The 16,926-nt window shown below is 68.3% G+C and carries 12 protein-coding genes; 9 read left to right on the top strand and 3 right to left on the bottom strand.

Features of this window, described 5'->3' with window-relative positions; all coding sequences use genetic code 11:
• Window positions 1-175 precede the first annotated feature (175 nt).
• On the top strand, window positions 176-565 hold the full coding sequence (locus AC07NX_RS05280; RefSeq protein WP_494639749.1) for a hypothetical protein: 390 nt from the start codon (window positions 176-178) through the stop codon (window positions 563-565).
• Window positions 566-1,009: 444 nt separating this feature from the next.
• Here AC07NX_RS05280 and AC07NX_RS05275 read toward each other — a convergent pair whose 3' ends face one another.
• Window positions 1,010-1,660 (bottom strand): TetR/AcrR family transcriptional regulator, encoded by a 651-nt coding sequence (locus tag AC07NX_RS05275; protein WP_494639747.1) that lies wholly within the window; start codon window positions 1,658-1,660, stop codon window positions 1,010-1,012.
• A gap of 313 nt (window positions 1,661-1,973) precedes the next feature.
• Between AC07NX_RS05275 and AC07NX_RS05270 the strand changes: the two genes are divergently transcribed.
• From AC07NX_RS05270 to AC07NX_RS05250, 5 genes are read left to right on the top strand one after another with little or no spacing between them, the layout of a single operon-like run.
• On the top strand, window positions 1,974-3,023 hold the full coding sequence (locus AC07NX_RS05270) for an alpha/beta fold hydrolase (protein ID WP_494639745.1): 1,050 nt from the start codon (window positions 1,974-1,976) through the stop codon (window positions 3,021-3,023).
• Window positions 3,020-3,481, top strand: coding sequence for a type II 3-dehydroquinate dehydratase (gene aroQ, locus AC07NX_RS05265; protein WP_494639743.1), 462 nt, complete (start codon window positions 3,020-3,022; stop codon window positions 3,479-3,481). Before AC07NX_RS05270 ends, aroQ begins: the two co-directional genes overlap by 4 nt.
• Window positions 3,474-4,349: a shikimate dehydrogenase gene (locus AC07NX_RS05260; protein ID WP_494639741.1), complete on the top strand. Its 876-nt coding sequence runs from the start codon at window positions 3,474-3,476 to the stop codon at window positions 4,347-4,349. The genes aroQ and AC07NX_RS05260 overlap by 8 nt, the downstream gene beginning before the upstream one ends.
• Window positions 4,346-5,668 carry an MFS transporter gene (locus tag AC07NX_RS05255; protein ID WP_494639739.1) on the top strand — a complete coding sequence of 441 codons (1,323 nt, stop codon included), beginning with the start codon at window positions 4,346-4,348 and terminating at the stop codon, window positions 5,666-5,668. Before AC07NX_RS05260 ends, AC07NX_RS05255 begins: the two co-directional genes overlap by 4 nt.
• 25 nt (window positions 5,669-5,693) lie before the next feature.
• Window positions 5,694-7,604, top strand: coding sequence for a bifunctional sugar phosphate isomerase/epimerase/4-hydroxyphenylpyruvate dioxygenase family protein (locus AC07NX_RS05250; RefSeq protein WP_494639737.1), 1,911 nt, complete (start codon window positions 5,694-5,696; stop codon window positions 7,602-7,604).
• Window positions 7,605-7,607: 3 nt separating this feature from the next.
• Here the strand turns inward: AC07NX_RS05250 and AC07NX_RS05245 are convergent, their stop codons facing one another.
• Window positions 7,608-9,299 carry a carboxylesterase/lipase family protein gene (locus AC07NX_RS05245; RefSeq protein WP_494639735.1) on the bottom strand — a complete coding sequence of 564 codons (1,692 nt, stop codon included), beginning with the start codon at window positions 9,297-9,299 and terminating at the stop codon, window positions 7,608-7,610.
• 413 nt (window positions 9,300-9,712) lie between these two features.
• On the opposite strand from AC07NX_RS05245, the gene AC07NX_RS05240 reads away from it, so the two are divergent.
• Window positions 9,713-12,640, top strand: coding sequence for a TonB-dependent receptor domain-containing protein (locus AC07NX_RS05240; protein ID WP_494639733.1), 2,928 nt, complete (start codon window positions 9,713-9,715; stop codon window positions 12,638-12,640).
• 364 nt (window positions 12,641-13,004) lie between these two features.
• Here the strand turns inward: AC07NX_RS05240 and AC07NX_RS05235 are convergent, their stop codons facing one another.
• Complete coding sequence (locus AC07NX_RS05235) at window positions 13,005-14,507, bottom strand: CoA-acylating methylmalonate-semialdehyde dehydrogenase (RefSeq protein WP_494640024.1); 1,503 nt, start codon at window positions 14,505-14,507, stop codon at window positions 13,005-13,007.
• A gap of 114 nt (window positions 14,508-14,621) precedes the next feature.
• On the opposite strand from AC07NX_RS05235, the gene AC07NX_RS05230 reads away from it, so the two are divergent.
• Window positions 14,622-15,497 carry a LysR family transcriptional regulator gene (locus tag AC07NX_RS05230; RefSeq protein ID WP_494639731.1) on the top strand — a complete coding sequence of 292 codons (876 nt, stop codon included), beginning with the start codon at window positions 14,622-14,624 and terminating at the stop codon, window positions 15,495-15,497.
• A gap of 232 nt (window positions 15,498-15,729) precedes the next feature.
• On the top strand, window positions 15,730-16,800 hold the full coding sequence (locus AC07NX_RS05225) for a fatty acid desaturase family protein (protein WP_494639729.1): 1,071 nt from the start codon (window positions 15,730-15,732) through the stop codon (window positions 16,798-16,800).
• Window positions 16,801-16,926 lie beyond the last annotated feature (126 nt).

The raw sequence follows: 16,926 nt of genomic DNA, 5'->3' as shown, positions 1-16,926 counted from the left end.
GTCCCAATGGGCGACGTCGCAGGTGGCGGGCAGAACTCTGGTCCGAAGGACCGGGCATCGCTGCGCTCGATCCCCTCATGGTTCCCGGCGTGTCGGTTCGATCGTTGACTTTCGGATCGCCCGTCGGCGGGCGACTCGGCGCAGACTGGCCTGTCGCCTTCGAGGACGTGTGGCCATGATCGAACAGGCCGGTGTGTTCAAAGCTTTGCTGGGCGTGGGCAAGGCCGCCTTAGGCCCTCTGACCGCCCGCCGGCGCAAGCGCAAGCAACTGCATGAGGCGCTCTGGCGTGCGGTCGACCGCGCCGCCAATGCCGTGCCCGAGGATCGCGATGCGTTTCGCACCAAGTCCTTCGTCGAACGCGATCTGGCCGCCCAGGCCCGCCGCATGGCCAAGCGCGTCGATCACGACCTGCTGAGCCAAGCCGTGGCCATCTTCTCCTTCTCCCCCGGCCCCCCTCAACCTCATCTTGAAAGAAAGATGCGCGGCGCGCGCGAGCGGAAGGGCTCGCGCCGCGCAACAAAAACCAAGCCAAAACAGCTAGTTGTTGTCATTTTCGCTGAGTGAAAACAAAAAAGCTTTGTTGGATCAGATGCTTGCCGGCTGTTGCAGCCCGATAGGTGTGCATAACCGTTCTGACCTGGACCTGGGACAAAAATGTAAATAAGCGGCCATTCCTCCCGGAATTGGCCGCTTTTTTATTGCAGCCGCCCATTCTTGATTGGTCGCAATAGCGTGGGCGGAACCCGCCGGGATCGACCGTAAATGAACGGCCAAACGACCATTCGGGTGCTTGTGCTTGTGGGGGGCGACGTTCGCGAATCCACGGGACAGTTCTGGGCTCGCCGTCGAGCGGGCGGGTTGGGCTGGGGTCGCCAGCCTGGATGGCGACCCTAGAGCGCGTTGGGCGAAGGTGTGAGCTGTTTCGCCCGCTCAACGCGCTCTAAATGTTTGAATCTAGAGCCTGTTCATCGGGATCAGATGGAATCATCTGATCCCGATGAACAGGCTCTATTTGACGCCCACATAGGCCAGGATGGTGGCGCCGATCATCTCCCGATGGCGGTGGTGAAAGGCCGCCGCGCTCATGTCGATGCCGAACACCTCGCGGAAGGTGTAGCGGTTCGAGACGCGGAAAAAGCAGAACGCGCTGATCATCATGTGCAGGTCGGTCGGGTCGATCCCGGCCCTGAAGACGCCGGCGTCCTGGCCGCGCTTGAGGATCGCCGCCAAGGTCTCGATCGCGCCGGCGTTCATGGCCCGGATCGCCTTGGATTGGGCGATATAGCGAGCGTGATTGATGTTCTCGATCGCCACGAGGCGGATGAAATGGGGGTTCTCCTCGTCATAGTCGAAGGTGGATTCGACTAGGCGGCGCAGCGCGACGGGCGGTTCCAATTCGTCCAGGCGCAGTTCGGCCTCGCGGGCCCGGGTGTCGGCGTAGGCCTTTTCCAGCACCGACTGGTACAGCCCCTCCTTGCCGCCGAAATAGTAGTAGATCATCCGCTTGGACGTCCGGGTTCGTTCGGCGATGGTGTCGACCCGCGCGCCGGTCAGGCCGTGCGCGGCGAACTCCTCGGTGGCGATCTCGAGAATATCGGCCTTGGTGCGTTCCGGATCGTTCTGACGCGGTTCGCGGGTCTTGCTGGTCCTCGGCGCCATGCCTGCGGCTTCCCCGGATTTGCGAGGCGTCGCCCCGTCGATGCTCTTATGACCGTACGGCTCGGCGCGTCGTCAAGGGGCGATGGAACACGGAGAGTTCAAACCGCCCCGAGCCGAACCAGCACCGTCGGCGGCGAGGCGGCACAAGGGGGCGCACCTGGCGGGTCAAACCCGCGCTTGACGATTACGAACTAGATAGTACATTTCGTGTCGAGCCTGCGCTGCGTCAAGACGCGGGAGGGACGTGAACCGGGCGCGAGACTCCGGTCGGATCAAGGGAGGCGCTCAGGTGCAGGCCGGAACACCACGGACGATGCGCGTTTCGGCTGGCGCGTTCCTCGCCATCGGTTTCCTGGCGATCGCCGCGACTTGCGCCCAGGCCCAGGCCCAGGCCCAGGCGGATCGTTCCGCTGCTGATCCCTATCCCGCGCGCCGCGTGACGTTCGCCGGCGGTGTCACCGGCCTGCCCGACGTGACCTACGCCACCCTGGTGGGCTACAGGCCCCTGAAGCTGGATCTCTATCTGCCGGAGGCCGCCGAAAAGTCCGCCCCGCTGATCGTCTTCGTGCATGGTGGCGGCTGGACGGGCGGCACGCAGCGTCTGGCCGGAACCTTCCAGAACTGGCCCGCGGAACTGGCCAAGCTGGCGGCGCGAGGTTACGCGGTGGCCAGCGTCACCTATCGTCTGAGCGGCGAGGCGCGGTTCCCCGCCGCGGTGCAGGACGTCAAGACCGCCATCCGCTGGCTGAGGGCCAACCGTCAGGCCTATGGGATCGACGGCGATCGGGTGCTGATCTGGGGAGCGTCGGCCGGCGGCCAATTGGCCGCGCTGGTCGCGACCTCCTGCGGCGTTGCGGCCCTGGAGCCGCCCAGGCCGTCGCCCGCGCCCGCCGGCGCGCCAGCGGGCGACAGGGCCCTGCCGGACGGCTCCGACTGCGTGCAGGGCGCCGTCACCTGGTATCCCGTCACGGACTTCGAGACCCTCGACGCCCAGGCCCTGCCTTTGGCCAGGACGGTCAATGATGATCCCCAATCGGCGAGCAGCCGGTATCTGGGATGCCAGTTAAGCCGTTGCCCGGCGGGGCTGGCGCGGGCGGCCAGTCCCGTCACCTATGTCGACGCAGGCGACCCGCCCTTCCTGCTCCTCCACGGCGCGCAGGACAAGGTCGTGCCTCCCGGCCAATCGTTGGAACTCCACGACCGCCTGCGCGCCAGCGGCGTCCAGGCCCGCCTGGTGATGGTTCCCGGCGTCGATCACAGCTTCGCGGCGACGCCGGATCGGCAGGCGCGGGTCAACGCCGAAGTGATGAACGAGGTCGCCGCCTTCATCGACGCGACGATCGGCCCGGGCGCGCCGCGATGAGCCGGGCCCGTCGACGCCTCCTCGTGCTCAACGGTCCCAACCTCAACCTCCTGGGCCAGAGGCAACCGGAAATCTATGGACGCGACACCCTGGCCGACGTCGAGGCGCTGTGCCGCCGCGAGGCCGAGGCCGCCGGCCTCGAACTTGATTTCCACCAGTCCAACGCCGAGCACGTGCTGATCGATCACATCCAGGCGGCGCGGGGCGCGGCCTTCGCCGTCGTCATCAATCCGGCCGCCTACAGCCATACCTCGGTCGCCCTTCTCGACGCGCTCAACGCCTTCGAGGGCGTGGTCATCGAGGTTCACATCTCCAACATCCACCGCCGCGAGGCCTTTCGCCGCCATAGCCATGTCTCGTCGCGCGCCGACGGCGTGATCTGCGGCTGCGGCGTTCAGGGCTACGGGCTGGCGATCCAGCGCTGCGCCGCGCTCCTGGGACATTCCGACCATGACTGACGCCAAGCCCATCCTGAAGGCCGGCCTGATCGGTTCGGGAATCCAGGCCTCCGCCAGCCCGGCCATGCACATGGACGAGGCGCGGGGGCAGGGGTTTGACCTCACCTATGAGCTCTTCGATCTTGACCGTGCCGCGGGCGGCGCCGCCGCGCTGCCTCGGCTGCTCGACGCCGCTCAGGCGCAGGGCTTCGCGGGCCTGAACATCACCCATCCGGTCAAGCAGGCGGTGATCCCCCTGCTGGACGCCCTGTCGGACGATGCGCGCGCCTTGGGAGCGGTCAACACCGTGGTCTTCGGCGACGGCGGGCGAACAGGCCACAACACCGACTGGACGGGGTTCGCCCAGAACCTGCGGCGCGGCCTGCCGGCGGCGGATCTGAGTCATGTCGTTCAACTGGGCGCGGGCGGCGGCGGGGCGGCGACCGTCTACGCCCTGCTGAAGCTGGGGGCGGGACGGGTCAGTCTCCATGACACCTCGCCCCAGCGGGCCCAGGGCCTCGTCGACGTCATGGCCCCGCAGTTTGGGCGGGCGCGCATCGCCGTCGTCTCGGATCTGGCCGACGCCATGGCGGGCGCCGCCGGGCTGGTCAACTGCACGCCCGTCGGCATGGCCAAGTATCCCGGCCTGCCGCTGCCGGCCGACCTGCTGCGGCCGGACCTGTGGGTGGCCGACATCGTCTATTTCCCGCTGGAGACCGCGCTGCTGCGGGCGGCGCGCGCCTTGGGCTGCGCAAGCCTGGACGGCGGTGGCATGGCCGTGTTCCAGGCCGCCGAGGCGTTTCGCCTGTTCACCGGCGTCTCGCCAGACACCGATCGCATGCTGGCCCGCTTCGCCGGTCTGCGCCCCACCGAAAGGCTGGAAGCATGAGCGTGAACAGCGTGCAGGACAGCCCCGCGCCGGTTCTGGCGTCGTCCGCCTTGGCCCGCCCGACACGGGTGCGCTTCGTGATGCTGGCGTTGCTGGCGATCGGCACCTTGATCAACTATCTCGATCGGACGGTGCTGGGCGTGGCCGCCCCGACCTTGACCCGGGATCTGGGGATCGACGCGGCGGTCATGGGGGTGGTGTTCTCGGCCTTCTCCTGGACCTACGCCGCCGCCCAGATCCCGGGCGGGGTCCTGCTCGACCGGCTGGGCTCCAAGCTGACCTATTTCCTGTCGATCACCCTGTGGTCGTTCTTCACCCTGCTGCACAGCGTGGCCGGCGGCATCGGCTCCCTGCTGGCTCTGCGCCTGGGGCTGGGCGTCAGCGAGGCCCCGTGCTTCCCGACCAACAGCCGCATCGTCAGCACCTGGTTTCCCCAGGGCGAGCGCGCGACGGCGACCGGCGTCTACACGGTCGGCGAATATGTCGGCCTGGCCTTTCTCAGCCCGGTGCTGTTCTGGATCATCGGCGCCTTCGGATGGCGCAGCCTGTTCGTCATCGTCGGCGTGGTGGGCATTGGCTTTGGCCTGGTCTGGTGGTGGCTCTATCGCGAACCGGCCGACAGCCGGACGGTCAATCAGGCGGAACTCGACCACATCGCGGCGGGGGGCGGGCTGTCCCCGACCACGGCGGCCACGGCCTTCAGCTGGACCGCGGTCGGCAAGCTGCTGCGCAAGCGCCAGATGCTGGGGGCCAGCATCGGCCAGTTCGCCGGCAACTCGACCCTGGTGTTCTTCCTGACCTGGTTTCCGACCTATCTGGCGACCGAACGGCACATGGGATGGTTGAAGCTGGGCTTCTTCGCGATCATGCCGTTCGTCGCCGCCTCGATCGGCGTCATGGCCGGCGGGATCGTCTCCGACCGCCTGCTGAAGAAGACCGGTTCGGCCAATATCGCTCGCAAGTCGCCGATCGTGGCGGGCCTGCTGATGGCCTCGCTGATCGTCGCGGCCAACTGGCTCGACAGCGACGTGGCGGTGATCGCGGTGATGTCGCTGGCCTTCTTCGGCCAGGGCATGGTCGGGCTGGGCTGGACCCTGATCTCCGACATCGCCCCCAAGGGCCTGGCCGGACTGACCGGCGGGGTGTTCAACCTGGCGGCCAATCTGGCCGGGATCATCACGCCCCTGGTCATCGGCCTGATCGTCGCGAGCACCGGATCCTTCGTCTGGGCCCTGGCTTTCGTGGGGGTGATCGCCCTGATCGGCGCGCTTTCGTACATTTTCATCCTGGGCGACGTCGAGCGCATGGTGCTCGACTAACCCCCGCGGTCGCGAGGTCTTCGACATGCGCAGATCCATAGCCACGGTGTGCCTCAGCGGCGGGCTTCGCGAAAAGCTGCAGGCCATCGCCGCGGCCGGCTTCGACGCCGTCGAGATCTTCGAGAACGATCTGCTCTATTTCGACGGCGCGCCCGAAGAGGTCAGGCGGATGGCCGCCGACCTTGGCTTGCAGATCGCGCTCTACCAGCCGTTTCGCGACTTCGAGGCCATGCCGCCCGAGCCCTTCGCCCGCAACCTGGACAGGGCCGAGCGCAAGTTCGAGGTCATGTCGGCGCTGGGGGCGCCGATGATGCTGGTGTGCTCCAACACATCGCCCGCCGCGATCGACGACGAGAGACTGGCCGCCGACCAGTTGCGTGAGCTGGCCGGTCGCGCCAGCCAGCACGGCCTGAAGATCGGCTACGAGGCCCTGGCCTGGGGACGTCACGTCCAGCATGTCGACCAGGTCTGGCGGATCGTCCAGCAAGCCGACCATCCGCATCTGGGCGTGCTGCTCGACAGCTTCCACATGCTGGCCCTGAAGGACGACCCGGCGATCATCCGCCAGATCCCCGGCGACAAGATCGCCTTCGTCCAGATCGCCGACGCGCCGCTGATGAATCTGGATCCGCTGAGCTGGAGCCGTCACTATCGCTGCTTCCCCGGCCAGGGCCAGCTGGACGTCGCCGGCTTCGTCGACGCGGTGATCGACGCCGGCTACACGGGCCCGCTGTCGCTGGAGATCTTCAACGACGACTTTCGCGGCGGCGCGGCCCGGCAGATCGCCCGCGACGGCCTGCGCTCGCTGCGGTTTCTGGAGGAGACCGTCACCAACCGGCGCAAGGCGGCGCCAGCCGCCGCCCAGGCCCAGCGCCGGGTCGCGCTGTTCGATCCGCCCGAGCCCGCCAGGCTGGCCGGCGTGTCGTTCCTGGAATTCGCGGTCGACGACGCGGCCGAGCTGGCGCTGGGCGACTGGCTGGGACGGTTCGGCTTCGAGCGCATCGGCCGCCACCGGCACAAGACGGTGAGCCTCTATCGATCGGGCGCGGTGAACCTGGTCCTCAACGGCGAGGTCGACAGCTTCGCCCACTCCTATTTCCTGCTCCATGGTCCGGCGATCTGCGCGATCGGCCTGCGCACCGACGACGCGATCCGGGCCCTGGGCCGCGCCACCGACTACGGCTGCGCGCGGTTCGAGGGCCGGGCCGGCCCCAACGACCTGAGCATTCCGGCCGTGCGCGCCCTGGACGGCAGCCTGATCTATTTCGTCGACCAGAGCGTGGAGTCCGGCGGCCTCTACGAGATCGAGTTCGAGCTCGAACCGTCCAGGGCCAGGAGCGGGGCCGCGGCGCCCAGTCCCACCGGCGTCGATCATGTCGCGATCGCCCTGCCGACCGGCCAGATGGACAGCTGGGTGCTTTACTATCGGGCGGTCCTGGGCCTGGAGGCCAAGGAGACCTTCGTCCTGCCGGACCCCTACGGCCTGGTGCGAAGCCGCGCGGTGGTCGACCCCGACCGCACCGTCCGTTTTCCGTTGAACATCTCCCTGGGCCGCGACACCACCACGGCCCGGTCGGTCTCCAGCCAGTTCGGGGCCGGCGTCCACCATATCGCGTTCGGCTGCGACGATCTCCTGGCCATGGCCGAACGCCTGAAGGCGATCGCCGCCCCGGTGCTCGAGATTCCCCAGAACTACTATGACGACCTGATCGCCCGTTTCGGTTTGGACCTGGCGTTCGTCGATCGGCTACGCGCCCTCAATGTGCTCTACGACCGGGTCGGGGAGGGTGAATTCCTCCATCTCTACAGCGCCACGTTCCAAGGGCGGTTCTTTCTGGAATATGTCCAGCGGCTGGGCGGATATGACGACTATGGCGCCCCCAACGCGCCTGTCCGGATGGCGGCCCATACCCGCTTGGCCCAGAGTTCTCCCTGAAGTTCAGTCGCGGCTGCGCTGCGTGGCCCTTGGCGGCGCGCCGATCGAGAACGGCGTACGGACGCGGTCCATGAAGTCCATCCGGACCGGATCGAACCGGTCGGGCGTCAGGACGGCGCCGATGGTCACCAGGCGCTCGTCGGCCAGGTCATAGGCCGGCCAGGGCGCGGCGGCGGTGGACGGGTCGCCCGTCGCGGCGAAGGCGATCAGGCTGCCGGCCAGGGCGTCGGACAGTCGGCGGTCCTCCGCCGTCCAGTCGCGCGTGCGCCGAAACAGGTTCAGCGAGTCCAGCGTCTGCAGGAAGTAGGGGACCTCGCTTGTGTGGTAGGCGCCGGCGGTGGCGGGATCCAGATCGGCGAAGGTGATCCCCGGGGTATAGGGGTGCGGCCGCGCGAAACCATAGACGTGGACGGACGCCTTGCCCGTGGCGGCCTGGGCGCGGGCCCATCGCCGCATGACGCTGGCCATGCCGCCGTCGCGCGCCGCCGCGCGGGCCATCACCGCCGCCTGCGCGTCCGTGGTCGCTGGATAGAGCGCCAGGAAGGCTTCGGCGCGATCGCCATAGAGCTTGCGCGCCGTCTCGCGATAGCCGGCGAGGTCGGTTGTCGCGCGCAGCGGGGTCCAGCTTTCGTCATGGGTGAAGCCGATCAGGGTCGGCACGTCGTTCTGCCGGCCTTCGGCGAACAGTCGCAGCGGCGCGTCGGGCAGGACGTGGCCGTCGATGCTGGGCCAGGGCAGGGCCGGACCGCCGCCCTCGCAGCGACCCGCCTGGCAGTCGTTCTGGGCCGCCAGGATGCGGTCGGCCGGCAGTCGTCGCATTTCCGCCAGGGTCGGGGCCTTGAGCGCCGACTGCAGGCGCAGACCCACGGCCTCGGCCTGGGCGCGGGACAGCAGGTCGGCGCCGCCGGCCCCCGGCGCGGCCAAGCCTGGACCGCCGCTCATGCCGACGACCCGGTGGAACAGTCCCTTGGCCAAGGGGCTGGCCTGGAGGTCGAAGACCGAGATCGATCCGGCCGACTGGCCCATGATCGTCACGCGTTTCGGGTCGCCGCCGAACCGGGCGATGTTGCGCTGGACCCAGGCGAGGGCGGCGATCTGGTCGAGATAGCCATAGGCGCCCGAGGCGTGGTTGGCGTCCTCGGCCGCGAGATCGGGATGGGCCATGAAGCCCAGGGCGCCGAGGCGGTAGTTGAACGAGACATAGACCGCGCCCTTGCGGGCGAGGGCCTCGCCGCCATAGTTGGCCATGGCCGAGGACCCCACCGAGAACGCGCCGCCGTAGATCCAGACGATCACGGGCCTGGCCTGGTCGGCCTTGGTCCCGGGCGGTGTCCAGACGTTCAGGTACAGGCAGTCCTCGCTGGTCGCCTCCTCGCCGAAATAATGGTTGATCTCCTTGGCGCGCAGATTCTGGATGCATTCGGGGGCGAACCGGTCGGCGTTGAACACGCCGTCCCAGGGGCTGACGGGGGCGGGCGGACGCCAGCGCAGCGCCCGCACCGGCGGCGCGGCGTAGGGCAGGCCCAGATAGGCCGTCACGCCTGAGGGCAGGCGCTTTCCGGCGACGATCCCCGCCTCCGTGCGTGTCACGGCGACCGGGCGGGCTTGGCCGGGCGTGCTGGCGAGCAACGCCAGAAGAACGCCGGCGGCGGCCAGGAAAGAGCGGCCGCGAAACGGGGCGCGGCGAGGGTTCAAGCGAGTCTTCAAGCGGTCGCCTCCCAGTCGATATCGTCGTGTCGACGTTGCGGCGCATGCGACGAAAATCCGGTCCGCACCTGGCTTTTGACCGACCGTCGTTTTACCGATTGACACAAACGTACCAGTTCGTCCATTTTGTGAAAACCCACCGTGATGGTTCGCAGAAACCAGAAAAGCAATCACGAGGGCCAGGAGGAAACGACGCGCCGCCCGACGGCGTGACGAGGGGAGCGGAGGCCGCGCGCCTCCCGGCGGCGGGCCGTGCCTGACGCATCGCCTCGATCTTCCCCTGACACCTGAGACGCGGTCGACGCGTCGCCGGATCGCTTGGTCCGACCAAGGCACGCGCCCTGCCGTGGCCGCCTCGACGCGGTTCGGACGGAAAGGGCGTTCAATAGGAGGGGACAAACATGAACCGCAAGGCTCTGGCGACTTCGATTTCCGGCTTGGCTCTCGCCCTGGCGACGGCGGCCCATGCTCAAACCGCGCCGGTCGCGACCGCGCCGGAAGCCGGCCAGGAGACCACGGTCGAGACCATCATCGTCACCGGCTCGCGCATCGCCCGCCGCGATTACATTTCCAGTAGCCCCATCGCCACGGTCGGCCAGGACGCCCTGGCCAAGAGCAGCGCCATCAACATCGAGGCGACGCTCAACCAGATGCCGCAGTTCGTGCAAGGCCAGACCGCCAGCAGCATCGGCGCGGTCGGCGGCGCGGGTCGCGCTTCGCTGAACCTCCGGGGCCTGGGAGAGTCCCGCAATCTGGTGCTGCTCGATGGTCGCCGCCTGCCGATGTCGAACGCCTTCGGCGTCGTCGACGTCAACATCGTCCCTCAGAGCATTCTGGAAGGGGTCGAGACCATCTCGGGGGGCGCTTCGGCCGTCTATGGCTCGGACGCCATTTCCGGCGTCGTCAATTTCAAGTCGCGGCGCAATTTCGAAGGCCTGATCATCGACGCCCGCTACGGCAATTCGTTCAAGTCGGATGCTCGCACCACGGACTTTTCGATCACCGGCGGAGCGGCCACGGCCGACGATCGGGGCCATGCCCTGGTGTCCCTGGGCTATTCCGACCGACAGGTGCTGTGGGGCAATCGGCGCGACTTCTTCAGCCTGGGCGTGCTGTCGTCCTTCATCGGCCAGGGGACCTATGTGCCATCGGCCAGCAACCTGCCGACCCAAGCGGCGCTCAACACGGTGTTTGGCGGTTACGGAGCCGCGGCCGGCGCGGTGTCGCCGTCGCGCTCGCTGGGCTTCAACGATGACGGCACGCTGTTCAGCCAGATCGGCGCCACCAACTACAAGGGCCCGACCTCCGGCTATTTCTCCACCGTGGGCGGGACGGTGCGCCAGCCGGTGGCCTACCAGGAGTTCATCGTCAATCCGATGACCCGGCGCTCGGCCTTCGGCAAGTTCGACTACAAGGTCACCGACAGCATCAAGGCCTACGCCCAGGCGATGTACACCGAATCGACGGTCACCGGCCAGGTCGGCTGGACGCCGACGCTCTACGCCATTCCCTCGATCCCGGTGACCAATCCGTTCATCCCGGCCGATCTGCGGACCATCCTGGCCTCGCGTCCCAACCCGACCGCGCCCTTCACCCTGAACCAGCGCTTCACCGCCTTCGACACACGCGAGTTCATCGCCGATTTCCGGGTCAGCCAGTTCCTGGTCGGTTTTACCGGCGAGCTGCCCTGGCGGGGCTGGACCTGGGACGTCTACGGCTCGCACGACTCGATGGACCTGGTGGAGACCCAGGACAAGGCGATCTTGCTGTCCAAGCTCAACACGCTGCTGGCGGCGGCCGACGGCGGCGCCTCGATCTGCGCGGGCGGCTACAACCCCTTCGGCCTGGCCGCCGCCGGTTCGGTGTCGCAGGCCTGCCGAAACTATGTCGAGACCCGGACCCACAACTACACCAAGACCAGCCAGGACATCGTCGAAGCCAGCCTGCAGGGCAAGCTCTTCACCCTGCCGGCCGGCGACCTGCAGTTCTCGGGCACGTTGGGCTATCGTGAGAATAGCTTCGATTTCCAGCCTGATCCGTCGCTGATCTCGCAGGACATCATCGGCACCCTGGCCACCAACCCCGGCGGAGGTGCGACCTCGGTCAAGGAAGCCTCGATCGAGCTGCTGATCCCATTGCTGAAGGACCTGCCGTTCGTCAAAGCCCTGGATCTCGACGTCGGCTACCGCACCTCGGACTACAACGTCTCCGGCCGTGTCGGCACCTACAAGGCCGATGTGACCTGGAAGCCGGTCGAGAGCCTGCTGCTGCGCGGCGGCTACGAGCGGGCGATCCGCGCGCCCAACATCGGCGAACTCTACAGCGCCGCCACCGCGGCCCAGGCCGCCATCGGTTCGCCGCCGGGCCAGGGCGATCCCTGCGACGTGCGCTCCTCGGCGCGCACCGGCGCCAGCGCCGCCAACGTCCGGACGCTCTGCATCGCCACCGGCGTGCCCGGCTCGATCGTCGACAACTATCAGTACACGACCACGTCCGTCGGCACCCTCTCGAGCGGCAGCACCGATCTGACGCCCGAACAGGCCGACACCTACACCGCCGGCGTCGTCTGGCGCTCGCCGTTCGAGCATCCTCTGCTCTCGGGGTTGTCGGCCTCCGTCGATTACTACACGATCGACATCAGCAACGTGATCTCGGTGGTCTCCGGCGTTACCGCGATCAACAAGTGCTACAATCTCGACGGCACCAATCCGACCTACGCCGCCAGCAACACCTACTGCCAACTGATCAGCCGGGATGCGACCGGCGGGGTGCGGACCGTGGCCACGCCCTACCTGAACCTGGGCGGCTTGAAGACCCGCGGCGTCGACGTCCAGGCCGACTGGAAGGTCCCGCTTTCGGTCTTCGGTCTCGACGACAAATGGGGTCGCTTCGATCTCAACCTGGTGGCCAACTTCACCGACTCCTATCGCGTGCAGTTGCTGCCGGGCTCGGCCTGGCAGGAGTACGCCGGCGCCATCGACGGCACCCAGGGCGCCGGCCTGCCGCTGCCCGACTGGAAACTGCTGACAACCCTGACCTACAGCGTCGGCTCAGCCGAACTGGGTGTGCGCTGGCGTCACCTGCCGTCGATGAAGGACGTGACCTCGGTGACGCGGCCGACAAGTCCGGCGCCCGGCGTCGGGGCCTACGACATGGTCGACCTGACCGGCTCGCTCAAGATCCGGGATGGGCTGGTGCTGCGCGCCGGGATCAGCAACGTGGCCGACAAGGATCCGCTGCAGATCGCGGGCACCTTCGGGCTTACCCAGCCTGGCACCTACGACATCGTGGGCCGGTCCTACTTCCTGGCGCTGCAGGCGCGATTCTGAGCCTTGGCCACCTGATCGCGCGCCGCGATCAGGTGGCGTTCCGCGGCGGCGCGCCCGGGCCTATCGCGCGGAAACCTGAGGCGCCGTTCGATGCAGCGCGCCTCGATGAAACGCGTTGCGGGATGATGTCGGTAATCGCCGGACGAATATCGTTCGTGCTCGAACGCATCGCTCAGAGGGCGGACGCCTGCGCTGCGTCGAAGCGGCGTTGCGCCTCGAGCACCTGATCGACATTCTCCTCGGCCCGCTCGCCGATGCCGTCCGAGCGGCGATCGCCTGAGGCCTCGATAGCGGACCGTCTGCTTCCGGCCGCTTCTCGCCCAGGTGAACGCCGTCACCGGGAAAGGCCGTCGGCGCGCCGAGGCTACTTCATGGTGGGGATGACGAAGGCGCTGTCCTCGAGCTCGCCCTGCGGCCAGCGGGCGGTCACCGTCTTGACCTTGGTGTAGAACTTCACGCCCTCGAGGCCGTGCTGGTTGGTGTCGCCGAACGCGCTGCGCTTCCAGCCGCCGAAGGTGTGATAGGCCACCGGCACCGGGATCGGCACGTTGACGCCGACCATGCCGACATTGACCCGGCTGGCGAACTCGCGGGCGGCCCGGCCGCTGCGGGTGAAGATGGCCACGCCGTTGCCGTACGGGTGCTCGGACGGCAGGCTCAGGGCCTCCTCGAAGGTCTCGGCGCGGACGATCTGCAGCACCGGGCCGAAGATCTCCTCCTGGTAGGTTTTCATGCCCTTGGTGACGCCGTCGAACAGCGACGGGCCGATGAAGAAGCCCTTTTCGAAGCCCTGCAGGGAAAAGTCCCGCCCGTCGACGACCAGCTCGGCCCCTTCCTCGACGCCCTGCCGGATGTGGTCGGCGATCCTGGCGCGATGCTGGGCGCTGACCACCGGGCCGTAGTGGGCGGCCGGATCGGTGGAGATCCCCACCTTCAGGGTCTCGATCTCGGCGACCATCCGCTCGCGCAGTTCGTCGCCCGTCTTCCGGCCGACCGGGACCACCACCGGCAGGGCCATGCAGCGCTCGCCGGCCGAGCCGAAGGCCGCGCCCGACAGGTCCTTGACCACCTGGTCCAGGTCGGCGTCGGGCAGGACGATCCCGTGGTTCTTGGCCCCGCCCATGGCCTGGACGCGCTTGCCGTGCGCCGCGCCGGTCCGGTAGACGTAGGAGGCGATGTCGGAGCTGCCGACGAAGCTGACCGCCCGGATCAGCGGATGGGTCAGGAGGGCGTCGACGGCGCTCTTGTCGCCGTGCACCACGTTCAGCACGCCGGCCAGATCCTGCCCGACCTGGGCGCCGGCTTCCATCATCAGCTCGGCCAGCTTGACCGGCACGGTCGGATCCTTCTCCGACGGCTTGAGGATGAAGCTGTTGCCCACGGCGATGCTGATGCCGAACATCCACATCGGGATCATGGCCGGGAAGTTGAACGGGGTGATCCCCGCGCAGACCCCCAGGGGCTGGCGCATCGAGTAGACGTCGATGCCAGGGCCCGCGCCCTCGGTATATTCGCCCTTCAGGACGTGGGGGATGCCGCAGGCGAACTCGATGACCTCCAAGCCCCGCTGGATGTCGCCCTTGCTGTCGGCGATCACCTTGCCGTGCTCGGACGACAGGATCTCGGCCAGGGCGTTCATGTCGCGCTCGATCAGGCGCTTGAACTCGAACATCACCCGGGCCCGGCGCTGGGGATTGGTCGCCGCCCAGTCGACCTGGGCCGCGGCGGCCGCCTTCACCGCCGCGTCCACCTCCGCGTCGCTCGCCAGGGCCACGCGCGCCTGAACCTCGCCCGTGTTCGGATCGAACACGTCGCCAAACCGGCCGCCCAGCTCGCCTGGGGTTCCCGGAGCCTCCACGCCGTCGATGAAATGGTGAACGAACCGCACCGTGTGTCCTCCGTTGCTGGGTGGGGACTATTGGGGATACACGCAATATTACCATTGCAAATATGCAAGGCCTGGAGGCAGTTTTTCACAGCCATGTTCGATTGGGACGATCTTCGCTTCTTCCTGGCCGCCGCCCGGGCCGGCTCGTTCAGCGCCGCCGCCCAGAGGGCGGGCGCCGACACCGCCACCGTCAGCCGGCGCGTCGCCAGGCTGGAGACCGCGCTGAAGGCGACGCTCTTCGTCCGCTCGGCCGCGGGCCTGCAGGTCACCAGCGTGGGCTCGCGCCTGCTCGAGGCGGGGCTGAGGGCCGAGGCCGCCATGCACGAGGCCGCCCGGTCGGGCGATCCGGAAGCGGCGGGGGGCACGGTGCGGATCAGCGTCGCGGAAGGGTTCGGCGCCCACGTCCTCGCTCCCGCCCTGCCGGCTTTCCGGAAGGGGCGGCCGACCTTGCGGATCGAAATGGCGGCCAACGGCGGATTCCTGTCGCCCACCCGGCGCGAGGTGGACCTGGCCGTGACCCTGAGCGCGCCGACCGATGGCCGACTGCTGGTGGAGCCGCTGACCGACTACCAGCTGGCCGTCTACACCACGCCCGCCTATCTCGCCGAAACGGGGCCGCTGGACGAGGCCGAGGATCTGCGACGCTGCCAGATCGTCGGCTATGTCGACGACCTGCTGTACTCCCCGGAACTGCGCTATCTCGACGAAGTGGCGCCCGGGCTGGAGGCGGCGCTGTCCAGTTCGTCGATCCGCGCCCAGCGCGAGATCATCCTGGCCGGCGGCGGCGTGGGCGTCCTGCCTTGCTTCCTGGCCGAGGGCCTGGTGCGGGTGACGCCGCGGGTGCTGCTGCATCGCCGCTTCTGGGTCAGCACCTTGCGCGAGGTCGCCGCGAGCGCCCGCGTGCGGGCCGTCCGAACCTGGCTGCGGGACCTCGCCGTGGCGCGCGGCCGCGATCTTCGGCCTTTCTGACCGGATCGTCGTTCTCCAGGTCACGACCTCCGCCGCACGGCCTCGCGGGCGTGCACAACCGTTCCGTCGTCGGGGTTTTCTTGACCTGCGACAATGGCCAGCGTTTCGACGCGGGCCATTTTGAGCTAGAGGCTTGAGCGATTTTCGTCCGTTCACCCGTCCACGCGGATTGAATTTCGAAGGTCGCGGCGCCAAGTCGGGGCGCTGAAGTTGGCGTGGGCGTGAGGGCGACGTGGGATCATCCCCGAAAGACGAGGTCGGACTGGTCCGCCAGGCGCACAGCCTGACGGCGGACCTGACGACGCCCGACCGCGGCGTCTACTGGCTCGACCTCCTGCTCACGGCCGCGGCCGCCTGGGGCGGCCTGGCCCTGGCGGCCACGACCAATAGCCTGGCGATAGGCCTGGTCGCCGGCCTGGTCGGCCTGCTGGCCCTCTATCGCGGCCTCAGCTTCATCCACGAGATCAGCCACCTGCGGCCCAAGGACGTGCCCGGCTTCCGCCTGGGCTGGAACCTGCTGATCGGCGTGCCGCTGATGACGCCGTCGATGATGTACGAGGGCGTGCACAACCTGCATCACGCCAAGGACCGCTTCGGCACGGCCCGCGACCCGGAATACCTGCCGCTGGGCCGCTATTCGCCGTTCAGGCTGGCGCTGTTTGCGGCGATCTCGCTGCTGGCCCCGCTGGGCGTGATCCTGCGTTCGGGGATCCTGATCCCGCTGTCCTTCGTGGTCCCGGCCGTGCGCCGGCTGGTCCGGACCAAGCTATCGGCCCTGGTGATCAATCCCGACTTCGTGCGCGAGGACAACGACCGGACCCGGCCCGACTGGCTGGCCCAGGAGGTCGGCTGCTGGCTGTGGTGCTGGAGCGTGGCGGCCCTGACCGTCGCCGGCGTCGTGCCGGTGCGCGTGGTCCTGACCTGGTTCGCGCTGTTCTCGCTGGCCACCTTCGTCAACCAGCTGCGCACCCTGGTCGCCCACTATTGGGAGAACGACGGCGAGCGGATGAGCTTCGAGGACCAGTTCCTGGACTCGGTCAACGTGCCGCCGCCGGCCCTGCTGCCCTTCCTGTGGGCCCCGGTTGGCCTGCGCTATCACGCCCTGCACCACCTGCTGCCGCGCCTGCCGTACCACAACCTGGGCAAGGCCCATGCGCGGCTGTCGGCCCAGCTGGCGGCGACCTCGCCCTATCACCGGGTCGAGGAGCGAGGCCTGTTCGTGGCCCTGGCCAAGCTGTTCCGCCGCGCGGGCATGGCGCCGGCCCTGGCGGTCGACGAGGTGGTGGAGCGGCGGAGCGCCTGAGGGGCGAAGGGCGGGCGCCTACGGGTTCCGCTGATCACCGCCATCGTTCAAGGGGCATGACCTTCAAGGTTGTCACCCCGGAAGCCTCGCAGAGGCTGTCCGGGACCCAGGAGACTGGGCTTATGC

This window comes from Caulobacter sp. GW821-FHT09A05, assembly GCF_059418465.1.
Note: the sequence above shows the minus strand (reverse complement) of the source record. Positions and strands in the feature narration are given on the sequence as shown.